Source organism: Nocardia sp. NPDC127526, assembly GCF_042672265.1.
Taxonomy (GTDB): Bacteria; Actinomycetota; Actinomycetes; order Mycobacteriales; family Mycobacteriaceae; genus Nocardia.
On the sequence record NZ_JBHXVO010000002.1, the window covers coordinates 411,534 to 429,589 of the forward strand.

Here is an 18,056-nt window from a genome sequence, read left to right on the forward strand (position 1 = left end):
TGTTGAACTGCGTCAACTGATTTGGTCGATGAAGTCGAACAGCTCGCGATCATCGGCATCGTCGAGACCGTCGACACCGCCCACGTCGAGCCCGTCGTCCTTGCCTTCGAGCTCGCGCAACAATGCGGTCAGCCTGGCGGCGATATCGGACCGCTCCGCCGCCGACAGCTCCGCCGCGGCGCAACTGCGCGCCAGCGACTCGATCTCGGCCGCAATGCGTTCCGCCGGATCATCGGCCGGAACGATCTCCTGGCGCAGGTATCCGGCCAGGGCTTCCGGGGTGGGGTAGTCGAACATCGCGGTCGCCGACAACTGCACGCCCACAGCCGATTTCAGGCGGTTGCGGAATTCCATGACGCCGAGGGAATCGAAGCCGATATCGCTGAACGGCTTGTCCGGAGGGGTCGCGTCCGCACTGGCGTGGCCCAGGACGAGCGCGGCCTGCGCGCGGATCACGTCGAGGATCACGCGATCCTGTTCGGCCGCTGGGAGGCCGAGCAGCTGCGCCACCAAGGACGCGGAGCCGGCCGGGCTGCCGTTCGAGGTCGGCGACGCACTCGTTTCGACCGACCGCCGGCTCGACGGCCGCGCCAGCCCGCGCATGACCGCGCGCACCTCGCCGGGTTGCGCCTCGCCGAGCGCGCTCCGGTCGACCCGGATCGCCACGAATTCCGAGCGACCGCCCGCCAGCGCGGCATCGAACATCGCCATACCGTCCGCGTCACCCACCGGGAGCAGACCTTCGCGCCGCAGCCGGGCGATATCGGCCGCACCGAGCCCGCTGGTCATACCGCCGCTCTGCTCCCACGGTCCCCAGGCGATGGACGTCGCGGGCAGCCCGCTCACGTGCCGATGTCGGGCCAGCGCATCCAGGAAGACATTGGCGGCCGCATAGTTCGCCTGGCCCGGATTGCCGATCACACCGGCGATCGAGGAGTACAGCACGAATGCCGACAGATCCATGTCCTTGGTCGCCTCGTGCAGGTTCCAGGCCGCATCCACCTTGGGCCGCAACACCTTCGCGATCTGCTCCGGGGTCATGGTGGCAAACAGGCCGTCGTCCAGGACACCCGCCGCATGCACGACGGCGGTCAGCGGGTGCTGCGCCGGGATCGCCGCCAGCACCGCATCCACTGCGGCTCGATCGGCCGCATCGCACGCGACCACATCGACGTGCGCGCCGAGCGCGGTCAACTCGTCGGCGAGCTCGGTCGCGCCGGGCGTGCCCGGACCCCGCCTGCTCGCCAGGACCAGCCTGCGCACACCGTGCACGGTGATCAGATGCCGTGCTGCGACCGCACCCAATCCGCCTGTGCCGCCGGTAATGAGAACGGTCCCCTCGAGCCGCAAGGGCGTCGGCACGGTGAGCACGTTCTTGCCGATATGCCTGGCCTGGCTCAGGTACCGATAAGCCTCGGGCGCCTGCCGCATGTCCCACGCGACGGTCGGATACGGCGCCAGCGCACCGGCCTCGAACAGCTCGACCAGCGCGATCAGAATCTCGTGCAGCCGATCCGGCCCCGCCTCCATCAGCATGAAGCTGAAGTAGTTCACCCCCGGATACTCGACGGCCACCTCGGCCGGATCACGCCGGTCGATCATGCCCATCTCGACGAACCGGCCGCCACGCGGCAGCAGCCGCAAGGACGCGTCCACGAATTCACCTGCCAGCGAATCCAAGACGATGTCCACGCCGCGACCAGCGGTGACGTCGAGGAACTTCTGCTCGAAATCCAGGGTGCGCGAGTTCCCGATGACGGAGTCATCGAACCCCAAGTCACGCAGCACATTCCACTTCGGCTCGCTGGCGGTGACCAGCAACCGCAAACCCAGGTGCCGCGCGATCTGCACCGCCGCCAGGCCGACGCCGCCGGTCGCCGCATGCAGCAGCAGCGTCTCGCCCGGTTGCGCAGCGGCCAGGTCGACCAAGCCGTAATAGGCGGTCGCATAGACGATCGGAATCGCCGCGGCCTGGCTGAACGACCAGTCCCTCGGCATGGGCGCGAGCAGTCGCCGATCGACCACGGCCATTGATCCCACACCCGGAATCAACCCGAAAACCCGGTCGCCAGGCGCGAATTCGGTCACATCCGCCGCGACCTCCACAACAACTCCGGCCCCCTCACCACCGGGCCGGCCGGCCTTGTCCGGGTAGGTCCCGAGCGCCATCAGCACATCCCGGAAATTGAGCCCGACCGCCCGCACACTCACCCGAACCTGCCCCGGCGCAAGCGGTTCCAGCGCATTCGGATGCTCACTGAACACGAAGTTCTCCGCACTCAGCGTGCCCTTGTCCCGCAGCGTCAGCGCCCATGCCGGGGACTTCGACGCCCCGCGATCGAGAGCACTCGATGCACCGCGATTCACGCGCGGCGCATATGCCTTCCCGCGCCGGACGGCCTGCTGGGGTTCCTCGCCCGTAGCCAAAGCCAGGGCCACCGCCGGTCGCAGGTCCGCCCAGTCGTCGACATCCACAAGGAGAATTCGATCAGGGTTCTCACTCTGCGCGGTCCGCAGCAGACCCCACGCCGCTGCCGTGCCCAGGTCAACCGACTCGTGGGCATGCACCGCCACCGCCTGCCGCGTCACCACGACAATAGGCCGGTCCTGCGCCAGCATCCGTTGCACCCGCGCGGCAACGCTCGTGACCAGATCCCGTATCGCCGCGGGAAGATCGCCCTCGGCGGCCGTCGGATCGGTGGACGCGCGCTCGACGGGTGACAGTGCGTTCCACTGCCGCACGTCGAGCCGCAGCACCGTCACGTCGCAATCCGCGATCGTGAGCGCCTCACCGTCGAAGTCAGGACTCCAGCCCGGGGCGTCGGCAACGCTTGCTACGCCGGCCGCTGTGAGCTCGCCTGCGGGCTCGGGTAGCGCGATCCAGTTCACTTCGTAGCCAACGCCTTCGGTGCGGCGTTGCGCCGCGCCGAGGGCAGCGGCCGACAGGCTGCGCAGTGTCAGGGCTTCCACCACGGCCACCGTCATGCCCTCGGGATCGGCCAGGGTGAGGGCTATCCGCTCGCCGCCCGGGCCGGAGCCGGTCTCGGCGATACGGACTCGCAGGGTGGTCCCAGCTGTCGCGTGCAGCGTGACGTTCTCCCAGGAGAATGGGACGCCGATCTGGCCGGGCTCGGTGGCGGGAGCGAGGCCGCCGAGCAGGATGGCGTGGAGGGCGGCGTCCAGCAATGCCGGGTGTACACCGAATCTCGTGTCGTTCGATCCCGCGGACTCCGGGAGGACGACCTCGGCGAAGACCTCACCGTCGCGTACCCACAAGGCAGTCAGTCCCTGGAACGCCGGGCCGTACTCGTAGCCACGCTCGGCCAGATTCGCGTAGGCATTGTCCAGATCGATCGCTGTCGCACCTGCGGGCGGCCAGCTCAGCTGCTCGACAGCAGCCCGACCAGACGAATCAGGAGAACCGGCGAGCATCCGGGTAGTCGAACCATCGACAGGAGGCGTGTCCGGATCGTCGGTGACTGTCGCGACTGCGTGGCGAATCCACTGGTCCGCATCGTCGTTGGGCGTTTCCGCATCGGCGGTGGTCGAGCGCGAGTGCACCGACACTGTTCGCGCGCCTGTGTCGTCCGGCGCGCCCGCGACCACGCGCAGGTCGACCGGAGCGGTGGCCGGGATAGGCAGGGGTGCTTCGATCACCAGTTCTGCCAGGCGTGGGCAATCCATCGTGGTTCCCACGTGCAGAGCCAGATCCACGAGGGCCGCGCCGGGGAGCAGCACCACTCCGGCCACGGCGTGATCGGCCAGCCATGGGTGCGCGGATCGCGACAGTCTTCCGGTGAACACCACGTCCGGGGAGTCCGGCAGTCGCACCATCGCGCTCAGGAGCGGATGACTCGCCTCGTCCAGGCCCGACTGCCACAGGTCCGGAGCTTCGGCCGGTTGGGCCCAGTAGCGTCGATGCTCGAACGCGTAGGTGGGCAAAGCCGTTCGCTGTGTGGAGCGGCCCGCGTACAGCGGTGTCCAGTCCACCCCGATGCCGGTGACAGCGGCCTGCGCGAGTGCGGTGACGAACTGCGTCGGCTCGTCGACCGAGCGGCGGGCGGCCGCGATCACTGTCGACTTGGCTTCGACGGAAGGCGTTTCGAGCAGGCATTGCCGAGTCATGGCGGTCAGTACGGAATCCGGGCCGATCTCCACGAATCGCCGGGCGCCCGCCTCGATCAGGGTGTCGATTCCCGGTGCGAATCGGACGCATCCTCGCACCTGCGCGACCCAGTATTCGGGATCGGTCAGTTCGGTGGCGACCATGGTCGCCGAGAGGTTGGACACGATCGGGAGCAACGGCTCTCGGTAGGTCAATCCGGCGGCGACGGCACGGAACTCGTCGAGCATCGGCTCCATCAGGACCGAGTGGAACGCATGGCTGACCCGTAGACGGAAGGTCTTGACTCCCTGACCGGCAAGCCGTTCACCGATCTCGTCGATCGCGGCGGCTTCCCCGGACAGCACCATCGAGAATGGGCCGTTCACCGCCGCCAGCGATACTCGACCGTCGAAGGCGGCGAGCAACTCCGTGGTCTCGGCTTCCGGCATCGCGACCGCGAGCATGGCCCCGCCCTGCGGCAATGCGCCCATCAGCCGACCGCGCGCGACGACGAGCGCGCACGCATCCGCCAGCGACCACACGCCCGCCAGGTATGCGGCGGTCAGTTCACCGATCGAATGGCCGATCAGCAGATCCGGTGTGATGCCGAAGGATTCGATCAAACGGAAGAGCGCCACCTCGAACGCGAACAACGCCGGCTGGGTGAATTCGGTCCGGTCCAGTACGCCGTCGGCGTCGGTGAACATCACGTCCCGCAGCGAGCGACCGAGCAACGGATCGATCTGCGCGCAGACCTCGTCCAGGGCGGCCGCGAAGACCGGGAACGCTTGATACAGGCCCGCGCCCAGACCGATTCGCTGCGCACCCTGACCGGTGAACAAGAACGCGGTCTTCCCCGAACCTACCGTTGCCTGGATGACATTCGGCGAACCCGTCGCCAGATCGGCCAGACCCGACAGCAACTCGTCCCGATCCCGGCCGATGACGACCGCCCGGCGGTCCAGCAAAGCCCGCGAGTCCACCAATGACCGTGCCACAGACCAGATATCGGCGTCCGGATGATCGGTCAGCCACGCCCGCAACCGCTCTGCTTGCCGGCGCAGGCTATCCTCGGACTTGGCCGACACCGGCCACGGCACGACGGCGAGATCGATATCCGGCCCGCCCGAGCCGTTCTCGGTCGATACCGTCGGGGCGGGCGCTTCCTCGATGATCACGTGCGCATTGGTGCCGCTGATGCCGAACGAGGACACCCCGGCCCGGCGCACCGTGCCGCCCGCCGACCACGACTGCGCCTCGGTCAGCACCTCGACCGTTCCCGCGGACCAATCCACGTGCGGCGACAGCTCGTCCACGTGCAGGGTCTTCGGCAGCATCTCGTGCCGCAAGGCCTGCACCATCTTGATCACGCCGCCGACACCGGCCGCAGCCTGCGAGTGACCGATATTCGATTTGAGCGAACCGATGCGCAGCGGTGTCCCCGCACGGTCCCGTCCGTAGGTGGCGATCAATGCCTGCGCTTCGATGGGGTCGCCCAATGCCGTTCCCGTGCCGTGGGCTTCGACCACATCCACGTCTTCCGGGCCCAGGCCGGCATTCGCCAATGCCGAGGCGATCACCCGCTGCTGCGAGGGGCCGTTCGGTGCGGTCAGGCCATTACTCGCGCCGTCCTGGTTGATGGCGCTGCCGCGCACCACCGCGAGGACGTCGTGGCCGAGGCGGCGGGCGTCCGACAGCCGTTCCACGACCAGTACGGCCGCGCCCTCGGACCAGGCGACACCGTCGGCCGCGGCCGAGAACGACTTGCATCGGCCGTCGCGGGCCAGACCGCGCTGCCGTGAGAACTCTTGGAACACCATGGGTGTCGTCATCACGGTCGCGCCGCCGACCAAGGCCAGCGAGCTCTCGCCCTGGCGTAGCGCCTGGCAGGCCAGGTGCAGCGCCACCAGGGAAGACGAGCAGGCGGTGTCGATCGTCATTGCCGGGCCTTCGAAGCCCAGCGCGTAGGACACCCGTCCCGAGGCCACGCTGCCCAGACCGCCGGTCAGGACATAGCCTTCGACCTCGGGACCGGCCTTTCCGATCACTGCCTCGTAGTCCTGGTACATCACGCCCGTGTAGACGCCGGTGTCGCTGCCGCGCAACGAGGTCGGGTCGATGCCCGCATGCTCCAGCGCTTCCCAGGACACCTCGAGCAGCAATCGCTGCTGCGGGTCCATCGCCGTCGCCTCGCGCGGGCCGATACCGAAGAACGCCGGATCGAAATCGCCTGCGTCGTAGAGGAATCCGCCGCGACGGGTGTAGACCGTCCCCGGCTGGCCGGCATCCGGATCGAAGAGTCGCTCCAGGTCCCAGCCGCGGTCCGGCGGGAACTCGCCGGTCGCGTCCGTTCCGCTGGCGACCAGATCCCATAGCCCATCCGGCGATTCGACGCCGCCGGGGAATCGGCAGGCCATGCCGACGATGGCGATGGGCTCGTCCACGCGGACCCGGCGCGACACCCGCGCCGGTTTGGCGGCCGACTCCGTGCCCTCGATCTTGGAGAGCAGCAGGGTGGCGACCGCCGCGGCGGTGGGGTGGTCGAAGACCAGGGTGGACGGCAGCTGGACACCGGTGGCCTTCGACAGCCGGTTGCGGAATTCGACGCCGCCGAGCGAGTCGAAGCCCAAGGCGTCGAAACGCTCACCGGGACCGATGTCTTCGGCGGAGGCGTGCCCCAGCACGGCTGCCGCGTGCTCCCGGACCAGGCCGAGCACCACGTCGGCGCGCTGCGCCTCCGGCAGCCGACTCAGCCGGGCGCCCAGCGAACTCGACGCGGCCGCGGTGCGATCCGTGGTGCGGGGCAGGAAGCCGCGCAGCACGGCGGGCGCGACGCCGTCGCGCGCTTCGCGCCGCAGCTGCGCCGGGTCGAACCGGATCGCCGTCAGGTGCGCGGCGCTACGGCCGATGGCCGCATCGAACAGCCGCAGACCTTCGTCGTTCTCGATCGGGTGCAGACCGAGCCGCTCCCAGCGGGCGACGGCGCTGCGGTCCAGGCGACCCGTCATTCCGGTCGCGGAATTCCACGGGCCCCAAGCCAGTGACAGCGCCGACAGTCCTTCGGTGCGACGGCGGTGCGCCAGCGCGTCCAGGAAGGCATTGGCCGCGGCGTAATTGGCCTGACCCGCCGATCCGATCGTGGCCGCAACCGACGAGAACAGGACGAAGGCGGACAAGTGATGGCCGCGAGTGAGCTCGTGCAGGTGCCACGCGGCCTCTGCCTTGGCGCTGAAGACTCGCCGCAGCTGCTCGGCGGTGAGGCCCGCAAGGGTGCCGTCGTCGAGGACACCCGCCGCATGGACCACGCCGGTCAGCGGACGCCCGGCCGCGATCGACTCCAGCAGCGCACGCAGGGCTTCCCGATCGCCGACATCGCAGGCCGCCACCCGGACGGCGGCTCCGGCTGCTGTCAACTCGGACACCAGTCCTTGTGCACCGTCGGCTGCTTCACCACGCCTGGACACCAGCAACAGATCGCGGACGCCGTGCGCGGCGACCAGATGCCGTGCCGTCAGCGCGCCCAGGCCGCCGGTACCGCCCGTGATCAGGACGGTGCCCTCACCGAGGGGCACCGCCGAGCCGCGTCCCGATGGGCGATGGCGGTCGGGCGCCAGGTGAGCGCCCGACTGCGACGCGCCGGCCTGCTCAACGACGCCGTCCGACTGCGACGCATCAGCCTGAACGACCCGACCGTCCGATTGCGGCGCGCCAGCCGGATTGACCCGACCGTCCGACAGCAGCGCGCCAGTCGGCTCGACGTGCCCGTCCGAGGGGCCGCTGATCCGGTCGATGGCGGACCCATCGCGCTGGTGCGCTGCCCGCTCGGCATTGCGGTCGGATCGTGCTCGCACCAGTCGCGGCAGGAGCAAGGTCCCGCCGCGCACAGCGGCCTGCGATTCGCCTGCCGCGATCACCGCGCCGATCAGCGTCGGATCACCCAGGGGCGCAATGGCCGAGAGATCGGTGTCGATCAGGATGAATCGGCCCGGGTACTCGGATTGGGCGCTGCGCATCAGGCCCCAGACGGCCGCTGCGGCGAGGTTCGGTGTCTCGTCCGGTAGTGCGGCACCGTTCCTGGTCAGGACGACCAGTCGAGTGTCGGCAACGCGGTCCTCGGCCAGCCAGTCCTGTACCGTCGCCAGGACCGTTTCCAGGTGGGCGCGCACGGCCGCCGGATCGACGGCTCCGTCCTCCGGACGCCATACGACGACATCCGGGATCTCTTGGAGGGCAGCGAGTTCCGATGGGCTCGGGCGGAAGGTTCCGATTCCGGCGATCGGCTCGGAACCGAGTACGGCCATGCGGTCCGGGGACACGCTCGCGGCCGCGGCCGGTGCGGGCGTCCACTGGATCTCGTAGAGGTCGGTGTCGCTCCCGGCCAGTGCGGCGCGGAGTTGCCCGACGTCGTAGGGCCGCATGACGACCGCGTCGACGGAGACCACGGGCTGCCCCGAATCGTCGACGGCCGCAACGGAAATGGTCTCGGGTCCGGTGGAGGTCGCAATGACTCGCAGCGTCGTCGCCTTGGGAAGCGGCCGATGCAATCGCGCTCCGCCCCAGCGGAACAACAACCGGCCGGTGTCCGGGTCGCTGTCCTGACCACGCCAGAGGAGCCCTGCGAGTCCGGCGTGCAGCACGAGGTCGAGCAGGGCCGGATGCAGGACGAAACGCTCGGAGTCGGGTGCGGCGGTCGTATCCAGGGCGATCTCGGAGAACACGGTGTCGCCGCGCCGCCATGCGGCGGTGACGCCGGTGAAGGCCGGACCGTATTCGAGGCCGGATCCTGCGGCGATGCGCTCGGGAATCGCTGCGGCATCGAGGGTTTCGGCGTCGATCGGCGGCCAGGGTTCGTCTCGCAGCTGATCCAGCAGGGCGTCGTCGCCGTGCCAGGAGGGGGCGAGGACGCCGCTGGCGTTGCGCGCCCATTCGCTGATTCCGCCCGCCGCACGGAAGTAGAACCCGAACTGCCGACGCCCGGTGTGGTCGGGCTCCCCCACCGAGACCTGGAGTTCGACCTCGTCCTCCTGTGATGGCGCGATCGGGGCTTCCAGGGTCAGTTCCTCGACGACTCCGCAATCGATTCGGCTGCCCGCGGTGAGCAGGAACTCGACGAGGGCCGCGCTGGGCAGCACGACGGTGCCGTAGGTCGTGTGATCGGCGACCCACGGGTCGGTGGCCGGCGAGAACCGGCCGGTGCAGACGAACTCGTCCTTACCGGCGACCGGTACCACGCCGGTCAGCAGCGGGTGGGCCCGGTTGTCGCCGGCGGCTTCGGGACGCGGCGGCAGCCAGAAGCGCTGGCGCTGGAAGGCATAGGTGGGCAGGGGAATTCGTGGTGCCGGCCCGGGACTGAACAGCGGCGTCCAATCCACGCGGACACCCGCGGTGTGAGCCTGCGCCAGCATCGTCAGGAACTGTTGGGGCTCATCGTGATCCCGGCGCGCGGCCGCGGCGACGATGGACTCCGTGCCCTCCGGAAGGGTCTGCCGGGTCATCGCGGTCAGTACCGCGTCGGGTCCCACTTCCAGGAACCGGCGCACACCCGATGCGAGCAAGGTTTCGATGCCAGGGGCGAATCGCACCGCGGCCCGTACTTGCCGGACCCAGTACGCGGGTTCGAGCACTTCGTCCCCGGCAAGCCGGCCCGACACATTGGACACCACCGGCAGGAGAAGCCGGTTGTAGGTCAATTCCCGTGCGACAGCCTCGAATTCGGCCAGCATCGGTTCCATGCGATGCGAGTGGAAGGCATGGCTGACGCGCAGCCGAGATGTCTTCCGGCCGCGCTCGGCGAACGCGGTCTCGATCTCGGCTATGGCGTCCTCGTCGCCCGAGATGACCAGTCCCTCGGGCGCGTTCACCGCGGCGACCGACACGCGGTCCGAGTACCGGGCAATGGCAGCGTTCACATCGGCTTCGGATGCTCCGATGGCCAGCATCGCTCCGCCCTCGGGCAGCGCACCTATGAGACGGCCGCGCGCCGCCACCAATCGGCAGGCATCCTCGAGCGACCACAGGCCCGCGATGTACGCGGCCGCGACCTCGCCGATCGAATGGCCGATCAGCACATCCGGGGTGATGCCGAACGATTCCAGGAGGCGATACAGCGCCACCTCGTAGGCGAACAATGCGGGCTGGGTGAACTCCGTCCGGTCCAGCACCGTGGCGCCGCCGGCGCCGCTGAACATGACAGCCTTCAGCGAGCATCCCAGCAGCGAATCGAACTGGGCGCACACCGAATCCAGCGCGTCCGCGAACACCGGGAACGCCTCGTACAGCCCGGCGCCCATGCCGATGCGCTGAGCGCCCTGACCTGTGAACAGAAAGGCCGTCCGGCCCGTGCCCACGACGCCTTCGATCACACCGGCGCCGGTCCCCGACTCGGCGAGTTTCGCCAGCCGATCGAGTAGCTCGTCTCGATCGCGGCCGAGGATCACGCTCCGCGAATCCAGCTGCGCCCGCGACGTCGCCAGCGCATGGGCCACCGCCGCGATCTCGATCTCCGACCGCTCCGACAGCCACATGTGCAGCCTGGCGGCTTGCGCGCGTAGACCAGCTTCGCCCTTGCCCGAGACCAGCAATGGAGTGACGGGCACAGAAACAGTCGGCTGCCCCGCGTCGACCCCGGTGCCGCCGTCTCCTGTGCCGCCGTCTCCCTCGCGGCCGTCTTCCGTGCCGCCGTCTCCGATGCGGCCGCCGACGGCTGCCACCGACGCGACCGGAGCTTCCTCAAGGATCACATGCGCGTTGGTGCCGCTGATGCCGAAGGAGGACACGCCCGCACGCCGCACCCGCTCCCCCGCGCTCCAGGGTTCGGCTTCGGTCAGCAGCCGCACCGCGCCGGCGGACCAATCCACATGCGGTGACGGCGTTTCCGCGTGCAGCGTGCGCGGCAGCCGCTCGTGCCGCATGGCCTGCACCATCTTGATCACCCCGGCCACACCGGCGGCGGCCACGGCATGGCCGATATTCGACTTCAAGGAACCGATCCGCACCGGGTCCCGATCGCCGCGATCCTGCCCGTAGGCGGCGATCAATGCCTGCGCCTCGATCGGATCGCCGAGCTTCGTACCGGTGCCGTGCGCCTCCACCGCGTCCACCTCGGCCGCCGCGATCCCCGCATTGGCCAGGGCCTGCGCGATCACCCGCTCCTGCGACGGACCGTTGGGCGCGCTCAGGCCGTTGCTCGCGCCGTCCTGATTCACCGCGCTGCCGCGGATGACGGCCAGGATATTGTGGCCGAGCCGCTGGGCGTCCGAAAGCCGTTCGAGGACAAGGACACCCGAGCCCTCCGACCAGGTCACCCCATCGGCGGCGGCGGAGAACGGCTTGCAGCGACCGTCGGGAGACAGGCCGCGCTGGCGGGCGAAGTCCACGAACAGGTACGGGCTCGCGGCGATGGTCACGCCGCCGGCGAGCACGAGCGAGCTGTCGCCCTGGCGCAGCGCCTGGCAGGCCAGGTGCAGGGCCACCAGCGACGACGAGCACGCCGTATCCACGGTGACGGCCGGGCCCTCCAGGCCGAACACGTACGCGATGCGGCCCGAGATGACGCTGTGCGAGGTGCCGGTCAGCCGGTAACCCTCCAGGTCGCCGGTCACCCGCCGCGAGTAGCCCGAGGAGCAGGCGCCGGCGAATACGGCGGTATCGCTGCCGCGCAACGTCGTCGGGTCGATGCCCGCGTCTTCCAGGGCTTCCCAGGAGGTCTCGAGCAGCAGCCGCTGCTGCGGATCCATCGCCAGGGCTTCACGCGGGCTGATACCGAAGAAGCCAGGGTCGAAATCGCCTGCATCGCTGAGGAATCCACCGTCGCGGGTGTAGACCGTGCCGGGTTTGTCGGGGTCCGGGTCGAACAGCCGGTCCAGGTCCCAGCCGCGGTCGGTGGGGAATTCGCCGATCACGTCGCGGCCCGCGTCGACCAGGTCCCACAGGTCCTCTGCGGAGCGCACACCGCCGGGGAATCGGGCGCCGATGCCGACAATGGCAATGGGTTCGTCCACGGTCGTGCGCCGCGATGCCCGGCGCTTGGTCCCGTCGGCGCCGGAAGCGCGGGCTTGCAGCAGTGCCGCAACGGCATTCGCGGTCGGATGATCGAAGATGAGCGATGCGGGCAGCGGCAGACCGGTGGCGCGGATCAGGCGGTTCCGCAGCTCCACCCCGCTGACGGAATCGATGCCGAATTCGGTGAACGGGAGTTCGGGGTGAATCGATCGGGCCGACTCGTGGCCCAGTACGGCGGCGGCGTGCTCGCGCACGATATCGAGAACTACTGTGCCACGCTGGAATTCAGGTGTTTCCAGAAGTTTGCGAGCCAGTGGGCCGTCGCCCCATGCTCCGGTCCGATTCCCGTTCTCGGGGACACCCGCCGCGGGACTGTGGCGCTGGAATGCGTACGGCGGCAGGTCGACTCGCGCCCCACCGCGTACCAGCGCACCCGGCTCCACCGGGAAGCCGGCGCAATGGGCCTGCGTCAGCGACGCCAGGAACCGCTCCGGGCCGCCCTCGCCGCGCCGCAGCGATCCGACCACCGTGACGCGCTCTCCAGCCCCGGCCGCCTCGGCGGTCAGCCCAATGCCCATCGCGAGCACCGGATGCGGGCCGACTTCGACGAATCCGGTGATTCCGTCCGCGATCAGCCCCGACACGGCATCGGCGAAGCGGATCGGTTCCCGCTCCGACCGATACCAGTACTCGGCGTCCAGCTCCGCCGTATCCACGCGGTCGGCGACCACCGCGGAGAAGAACGGCACCGTCCCGGACCGCGGGCGGATCGGCTCGAGTTCCTCGAGCAGCCGGTCGCGGATCCGCTCGATCGCCCGGGAATGCGATGCGTAGTCAATGGCGACCCGGCGCGCCCACACGCCATCGCGGGCACAGTCGGCGAGGAAGTCCTCCAGCGCCGAAACGTCACCTGAGACGACGGTCTGCGCCGGTCCGTTCACCGCCGCCAGCGACAGCCGATCCCCGTGCGCCGCAAGACGTTCGCGCACCGCATCCGGGGCGAGACCGACGGAGACCATGCCGCCGTGTCCGGCCGGCCCATCGGCGAGCGCCCGGGATCGCAACGCCACCACGCGCGCCGCATCGGCCAGCGACAGCCCACCGGCCACATGGGCGGCGGCGATCTCGCCATGCGAATGGCCGATCACCGCATCCGGTTCCACCCCGGCCGCGCGCCACATCCGCGCCAGGGACACCATGACCGAGAACAGCGCCGGCTGCACCACATCCACGCGCTCCAGCGCGGGCGCGCCGCCTTCGCGACGCAGCACCGCCGTCAGCGACCAGTCGACGTACGGCGCGAGCGCCGCTTCGCATTCCGCGATGGACTCCGCGAATTCCCCACCCGCGTCCAGCAGTCCGAGCGCCATGCCCTCCCACTGGCCGCCATTGCCCGGGAAGACGAACGCGACCCGCCGCCGTTCGGCCCGGCCGGTGACCGGCTCGATCGCCGGGGCGGGCGCGGCCGGGTCGGCCAGGGCCGCCAGACCCGCCAGCAGCTCGTCCCGATTCCGCCCGACACTGCCTCCGCGCCACTGCATTTGGGCCCGTGTGGTGAGCAGGGAATGCGCCACGTCGACCACATTCAGCCGCGGATGGCGCTGCACCCACTCGCGCAGCCGGGCCGCCTGCGCGGCGACACCGCTCTCGGTGCGCGCCGACACCACCCATGGCACCGCACCGGCGGTGTCTTCGCCCGTGGGTGCGGCGGTCTCGACGGCGGGCACTTCCGCCACGATCAGGCCGGTATTCGAATCGCCCACGCTGCGGCGGATCACGCCACGAATCCGGTCACCGTCGGCGACCGCCCGGGTCAATGGTTTCAGCACCATCACATCGCCGCCCGCGCTGTGCGCGATTTGCCCGGCCAACGCCAGATCACTGGCGCCGCTGCGCAGACTCTCGTATGCCAGCTGAACTGCGGCGGGTGTGGAATCCCCCGCACCGCCGACCACGACGCTCGGGCCGTCTAAACGGAAGAAGTTCGAGATGCGCTGGGCTGCACTGCTTTCGGAGCCGTCACCGCCGATGCCGCCGAGGAACACCCCGAACCTCCGGGCATCGTGCACCGCCCCGGCCAAGCCCGCGTCCTCGACCGCCTCCCAGCTCAACTCCAGTGCCAGCAGCTCCCGCGAATCGATGCCCCGAGCCTCTTCGGGCGTGATTCCGAAGAAGTCCGCGTCGAACGTCCCGGTGTCCGCGAGGTCGAGATCGGCCGCATCCGGCATTCTGCGAGACATGCCGACAACAGCTACGGCAAAAGCCGACCCAGTCACCTCTGACACCCCTGAACACCCTTCCTCAGCGCACGCCGTGCTCCCCCCGTCACCAACTGACGTCAAATTCGCAGTTCTAAACTTGCGATTTCGTTAAATTTCGTTGAAGTACAGATTTGGTAGGTTGAACCGACTCAGACAATTCCGTTCCGGCTCAATAGATTTCTACGCCATAAAGGATCGCCAATACACCCCGAAGGACCAGGCCAGACAGGGCTGCGGTGATGCCGCCGGGGATCGGAAGCGCAATTGCTCAGCAGGTCATGCCGACAGCCCCGGCGCTACCGGTTCATGCCAGACGCGAAGCCGATGTGGATTTGCACAACGATCCCTCTCGGATTCTCGTACGCCAGCACAGGATTCATGGTTACTGAACAGTATTGTTCGGATCTTGAACTGTCAACAGTTCGGCCCGGTCGGTGGCACGACCACCTAGGCCCTAGTGCTGTTGTGCCGCCTGTTCTTGGAGGGCCTGGATGAAGGTGGTGACTTGCGGGCGGTTGGGGCGGCGGGTGAGCGTGGCGATGCCGATGTGGCGGGTTGGGGTTGGCGGGGTGATCGGGACCGTGTGCAGGCCGGGCACTTTCGGGGTGAGGGCGATGGAGGGGATCAGGGAGATGCCCATGCCGGCGGCGACGAGGGAGCGGGCGAAGAAGTAGTCGGTGGTGGTGGCGCGCACTTCTGGTTCGAAGCCTGCGCGAGTGGCGTAGCGATGTAGGTAGGCCTCGGTTTGGAGGCAGCCGAGCACCCAGGGCTCGGTCGCCAGCTCGGCGAGGTCGAGTGACCGGCGGCCGGCTAGCCCGTGGCCTTCCGGGATGACGACGTGCAGGGGGTCTTCCAAGAGGGAGGTCCAGTGCAGTCTGGAGTTCGTGGCCGGCCCGACCGGTAGTGGGCCGTCGAAGTGGTAGGCGATTGCGAGGTCTACGACGCCCTGGCGAACGAGAGGCAGGGTGGCCTCGGGTTCGCCCTCCCGGATGTGGAGCACGGTGTCGGGGTGAGCGGCGGTGAGGCGGGCGAGCGCGCCGGGGACGAGGCGTCTGCCGCCGCTGGTGAAGGTGGCGATGGTGAGCTGGGTGCGGCCGGTGCTGAGCTGGTCGACCTGCTGCTGGGCGTGTTCCAGTTCGGCGGCAACCGATTCGGCGGTGGCGACCATGATCTGGCCGGCTCGGGTCAGGGTGACGCCGCGGGTGCTGCGGGCGACGACCCGGGCGCCGAGGCTGCGCTCCAGGGCGGCCACATGCTGGGAGACGGCCGAGGGGGTGAGACGCAGGGCGGCGGCCGCCTGGTTGAAGCTGCCGTGTTTCGCTACCGCCCGCAGGACACGGAGACGCTGCACATCGATCAATAGTTTTCCTTCATACGTTTCCAGTATGTCCGCACTTCTGTTGATGGCGGCAGATCTCCAGGATGGGGGCATGCACAAGGTCTGCGTCATCGGCGGAAGCCGGTACTTCGGAAAGCTATTGGTGAAACGCCTGCGGGCCACCGGCCACCGGGTCACTGTGATCAACCGGGGCTCCACCCGGCCGCCCGCCGATGTCGAGCACCTCGTCGCCGACCGCAACGACGAGGCCGCTCTCACCGCCGCGCTCGGCTCCCGCACCTTCGACGTGGTTGTCGATCAGGTCTGCTACACCCCCGTACAGGCCGCGGTCGCCGCTCGCGTGTTCAAGGGCCGCAGCCGCCGCTACCTCATGACCTCCACCCTCGAGGTCTACGACCCCGCAACCGGCGTGCTGTCGGCCGGGCCCGCGGGCACCCCGCTGCCGGAGGAAACCGTGGACCCGGCCGCCTGGCCGGTGTCGCTGGCTCTGCCCTGGCACGACGAGGCGTACCTGGACGCGCACTACGCCGAGGGCAAGCGCCAGGCCGAGGCCGTCTTCACCCGCGCCGGCGATTTCGCGTTCGCCGCCGTGCGCAGCGCGCACGTACTCGGCGGCGGCGCACGGGAGTTCACCGGCCGGCTGGCGCATTACGTCGAGCGCATCGCCCAGGGCAGGGAGCTGGCCGTGCACGCGAGGACGCTGCCCACGGTGTTCATCCACTACGAGGAGCTGGCGGACCTGCTGCTGTGGGCGGCCACCGCCACCCACGTCACCGGGCCGCTCAATGCCTGTTCCGACGGCCTGCTCGACGTCCACGACCTGGCCTCGATCATCGCCGCACAGCTCGGCCGGAAGCCATTGTTCCGGACCGTCGCCGCGGGCGAGACGGCCTCGCCGTTCTCCTTGGACCGCTACTACGCCATGAGCAATGCCCGCGCGCAGGAACTCGGCTTCGCCTTCTCCCCCACCGTTGACTGGCTGCCCGGCGCCGTCGCCGAAGCCCGCACCGCATCCGCCGCCCCTACCGTCTGAACAGATGCTGCGGGGGCATGAGATCCCCGGCGACGGGCGCGTTTTCACGCGGAGAGCCTGGTTCCGTTCTCCGCCTTCGCCTTTCTCGCTATTCCTCAGTTGAACTGATGGAACATATTGCCTGCGTTCGCATGTCGTCGATTCCGCCCGAGAGATAGGTCGATCGACCGATGCCGGTGGGCAAGGGCGGAATTCACCATTGACTACGTCACCCGAACAAATCATGCCAACTGTAAAGGATTTGACGTGAGTGCGACTGTATCCGCCCCGAGATGCCTGGTATGCGACAGCGTTTTCGACGTATCGGCGGATTGGGAAAAGGGCGAGATCATCGAATGCTCCGGCTGCGGCCAGGAGCACGAGATATCGGAGAAGAACGACGCCATCGTCCGAGTCGAGTTGGCTCCCGAGATCGAAGAGGACTGGGGCGAGTGATCAGCGAGCCCGAAGTGCTGCTGTCCATCACCATGCTCCGCCCGGACGAGGCCGCACTGGTGCAGGCCTTTCGAGACCACGACCTGCCCGTCCGGATCGCACGCAATGAAGACCTCGCCGAGGTGGTGTCGCAGCGAACCGGCCTTCCCGGTCTGGCCGTGATCCGCAATCTTTCGCATCGCGACGCGGTCAGCGTGGCCCGCCGACTGGAAATTCTCGGGGTGCGGGTGGTCAACCGCCCGTCGGCAATCGAGGTGTGCAACGACAAGGGATTGCAAGCCTTGGTATTCGACCGCCACGGTGTGCCACATCCATTGTCGCGCCATGCATTCAGCTACGAACAGGTGCGTTCCGCGGTCGCCGATACCGGCTATCGCGCCGTGGTCAAACCGATCAGCGGTTCCTGGGGAAGAGGGGTGTCCCGGCTATTGGACGCCGATTCCCTCGAAGCCTGGATAGGCGGCCGCGAATCCGCCGACGCCGCAGGCAAACTCTTCCCGGTACTGGTTCAGGAATATATCGACAAACCCGGTTACGACCTGCGTGTGATCGTGGTGGGACGCAGTCCGGTCGTGGCCATCCAGCGGATCTCGGACCACTGGCGCACCAATACCCACCTCGGCGCCGAGGTCAAGCGGGTCGACATCACGCCGGAGATCGCCGACCTCTGCGACCGGACCGTCGCCGTCCTCGGGGCGGGCTTCTACGGCGTGGATCTGCTGGCGGACAGGACAACCGGCCACATGAAGGTGCTCGAGGTCAATGCCAACCCCGAATTCACCAGGTCGGCACTGATCCACGGCGTCGACGTGGCCGGACAGCTGGCCGCGTACCTCGCCGGCAGGGTCCGGGCCGAATCCGCGGCCATCGCCGGCTGAACAC

5 protein-coding genes are annotated in these 18,056 nt (G+C 68.9%); 3 read left to right on the forward strand and 2 right to left on the reverse strand.

Going from position 1 to position 18,056, the window contains the following annotated elements; genetic code table 11:
- Positions 1-12 precede the first annotated feature (12 nt).
- Positions 13-14,346: an SDR family NAD(P)-dependent oxidoreductase gene (locus ACFVIV_RS05025; protein ID WP_379193472.1), complete on the reverse strand. Its 14,334-nt coding sequence runs from the start codon at positions 14,344-14,346 to the stop codon at positions 13-15.
- 475 nt (positions 14,347-14,821) lie between these two features.
- A complete protein-coding gene (locus ACFVIV_RS05030) occupies positions 14,822-15,718 on the reverse strand; it encodes a LysR family transcriptional regulator (RefSeq protein ID WP_379193473.1) in 897 nt (298 codons plus the stop codon).
- A 34-nt stretch (positions 15,719-15,752) separates the two neighbouring features.
- Between ACFVIV_RS05030 and ACFVIV_RS05035 the strand changes: the two genes are divergently transcribed.
- The 3 genes from ACFVIV_RS05035 (at position 15,753) to ACFVIV_RS05045 (ending at position 18,052) form a co-directional block, all read left to right on the forward strand.
- Positions 15,753-16,739, forward strand: coding sequence for an NAD-dependent epimerase/dehydratase family protein (locus ACFVIV_RS05035; protein WP_379193474.1), 987 nt, complete (start codon positions 15,753-15,755; stop codon positions 16,737-16,739).
- A 246-nt stretch (positions 16,740-16,985) separates the two neighbouring features.
- Positions 16,986-17,174, forward strand: a complete 189-nt coding sequence (locus ACFVIV_RS05040) for a hypothetical protein (RefSeq protein ID WP_379193475.1) — start codon at positions 16,986-16,988, stop codon at positions 17,172-17,174.
- A complete protein-coding gene (locus ACFVIV_RS05045) occupies positions 17,171-18,052 on the forward strand; it encodes a RimK family alpha-L-glutamate ligase (protein ID WP_379193476.1) in 882 nt (293 codons plus the stop codon). Before ACFVIV_RS05040 ends, ACFVIV_RS05045 begins: the two co-directional genes overlap by 4 nt.
- Positions 18,053-18,056: the final 4 nt, after the last annotated feature.

What these genes read in the sequence shown, in the direction of transcription:
- ACFVIV_RS05035 (WP_379193474.1), top strand. Translation starts at nt 15,753, where the DNA reads ATGTCCGCACTTCTGTTGATGGCGGCAGATCTCCAGGATGGGGGCATG.
- ACFVIV_RS05025 (WP_379193472.1), bottom strand. Translation starts at nt 14,346, where the DNA reads ATGTCTCGCAGAATGCCGGATGCGGCCGATCTCGACCTCGCGGACACC.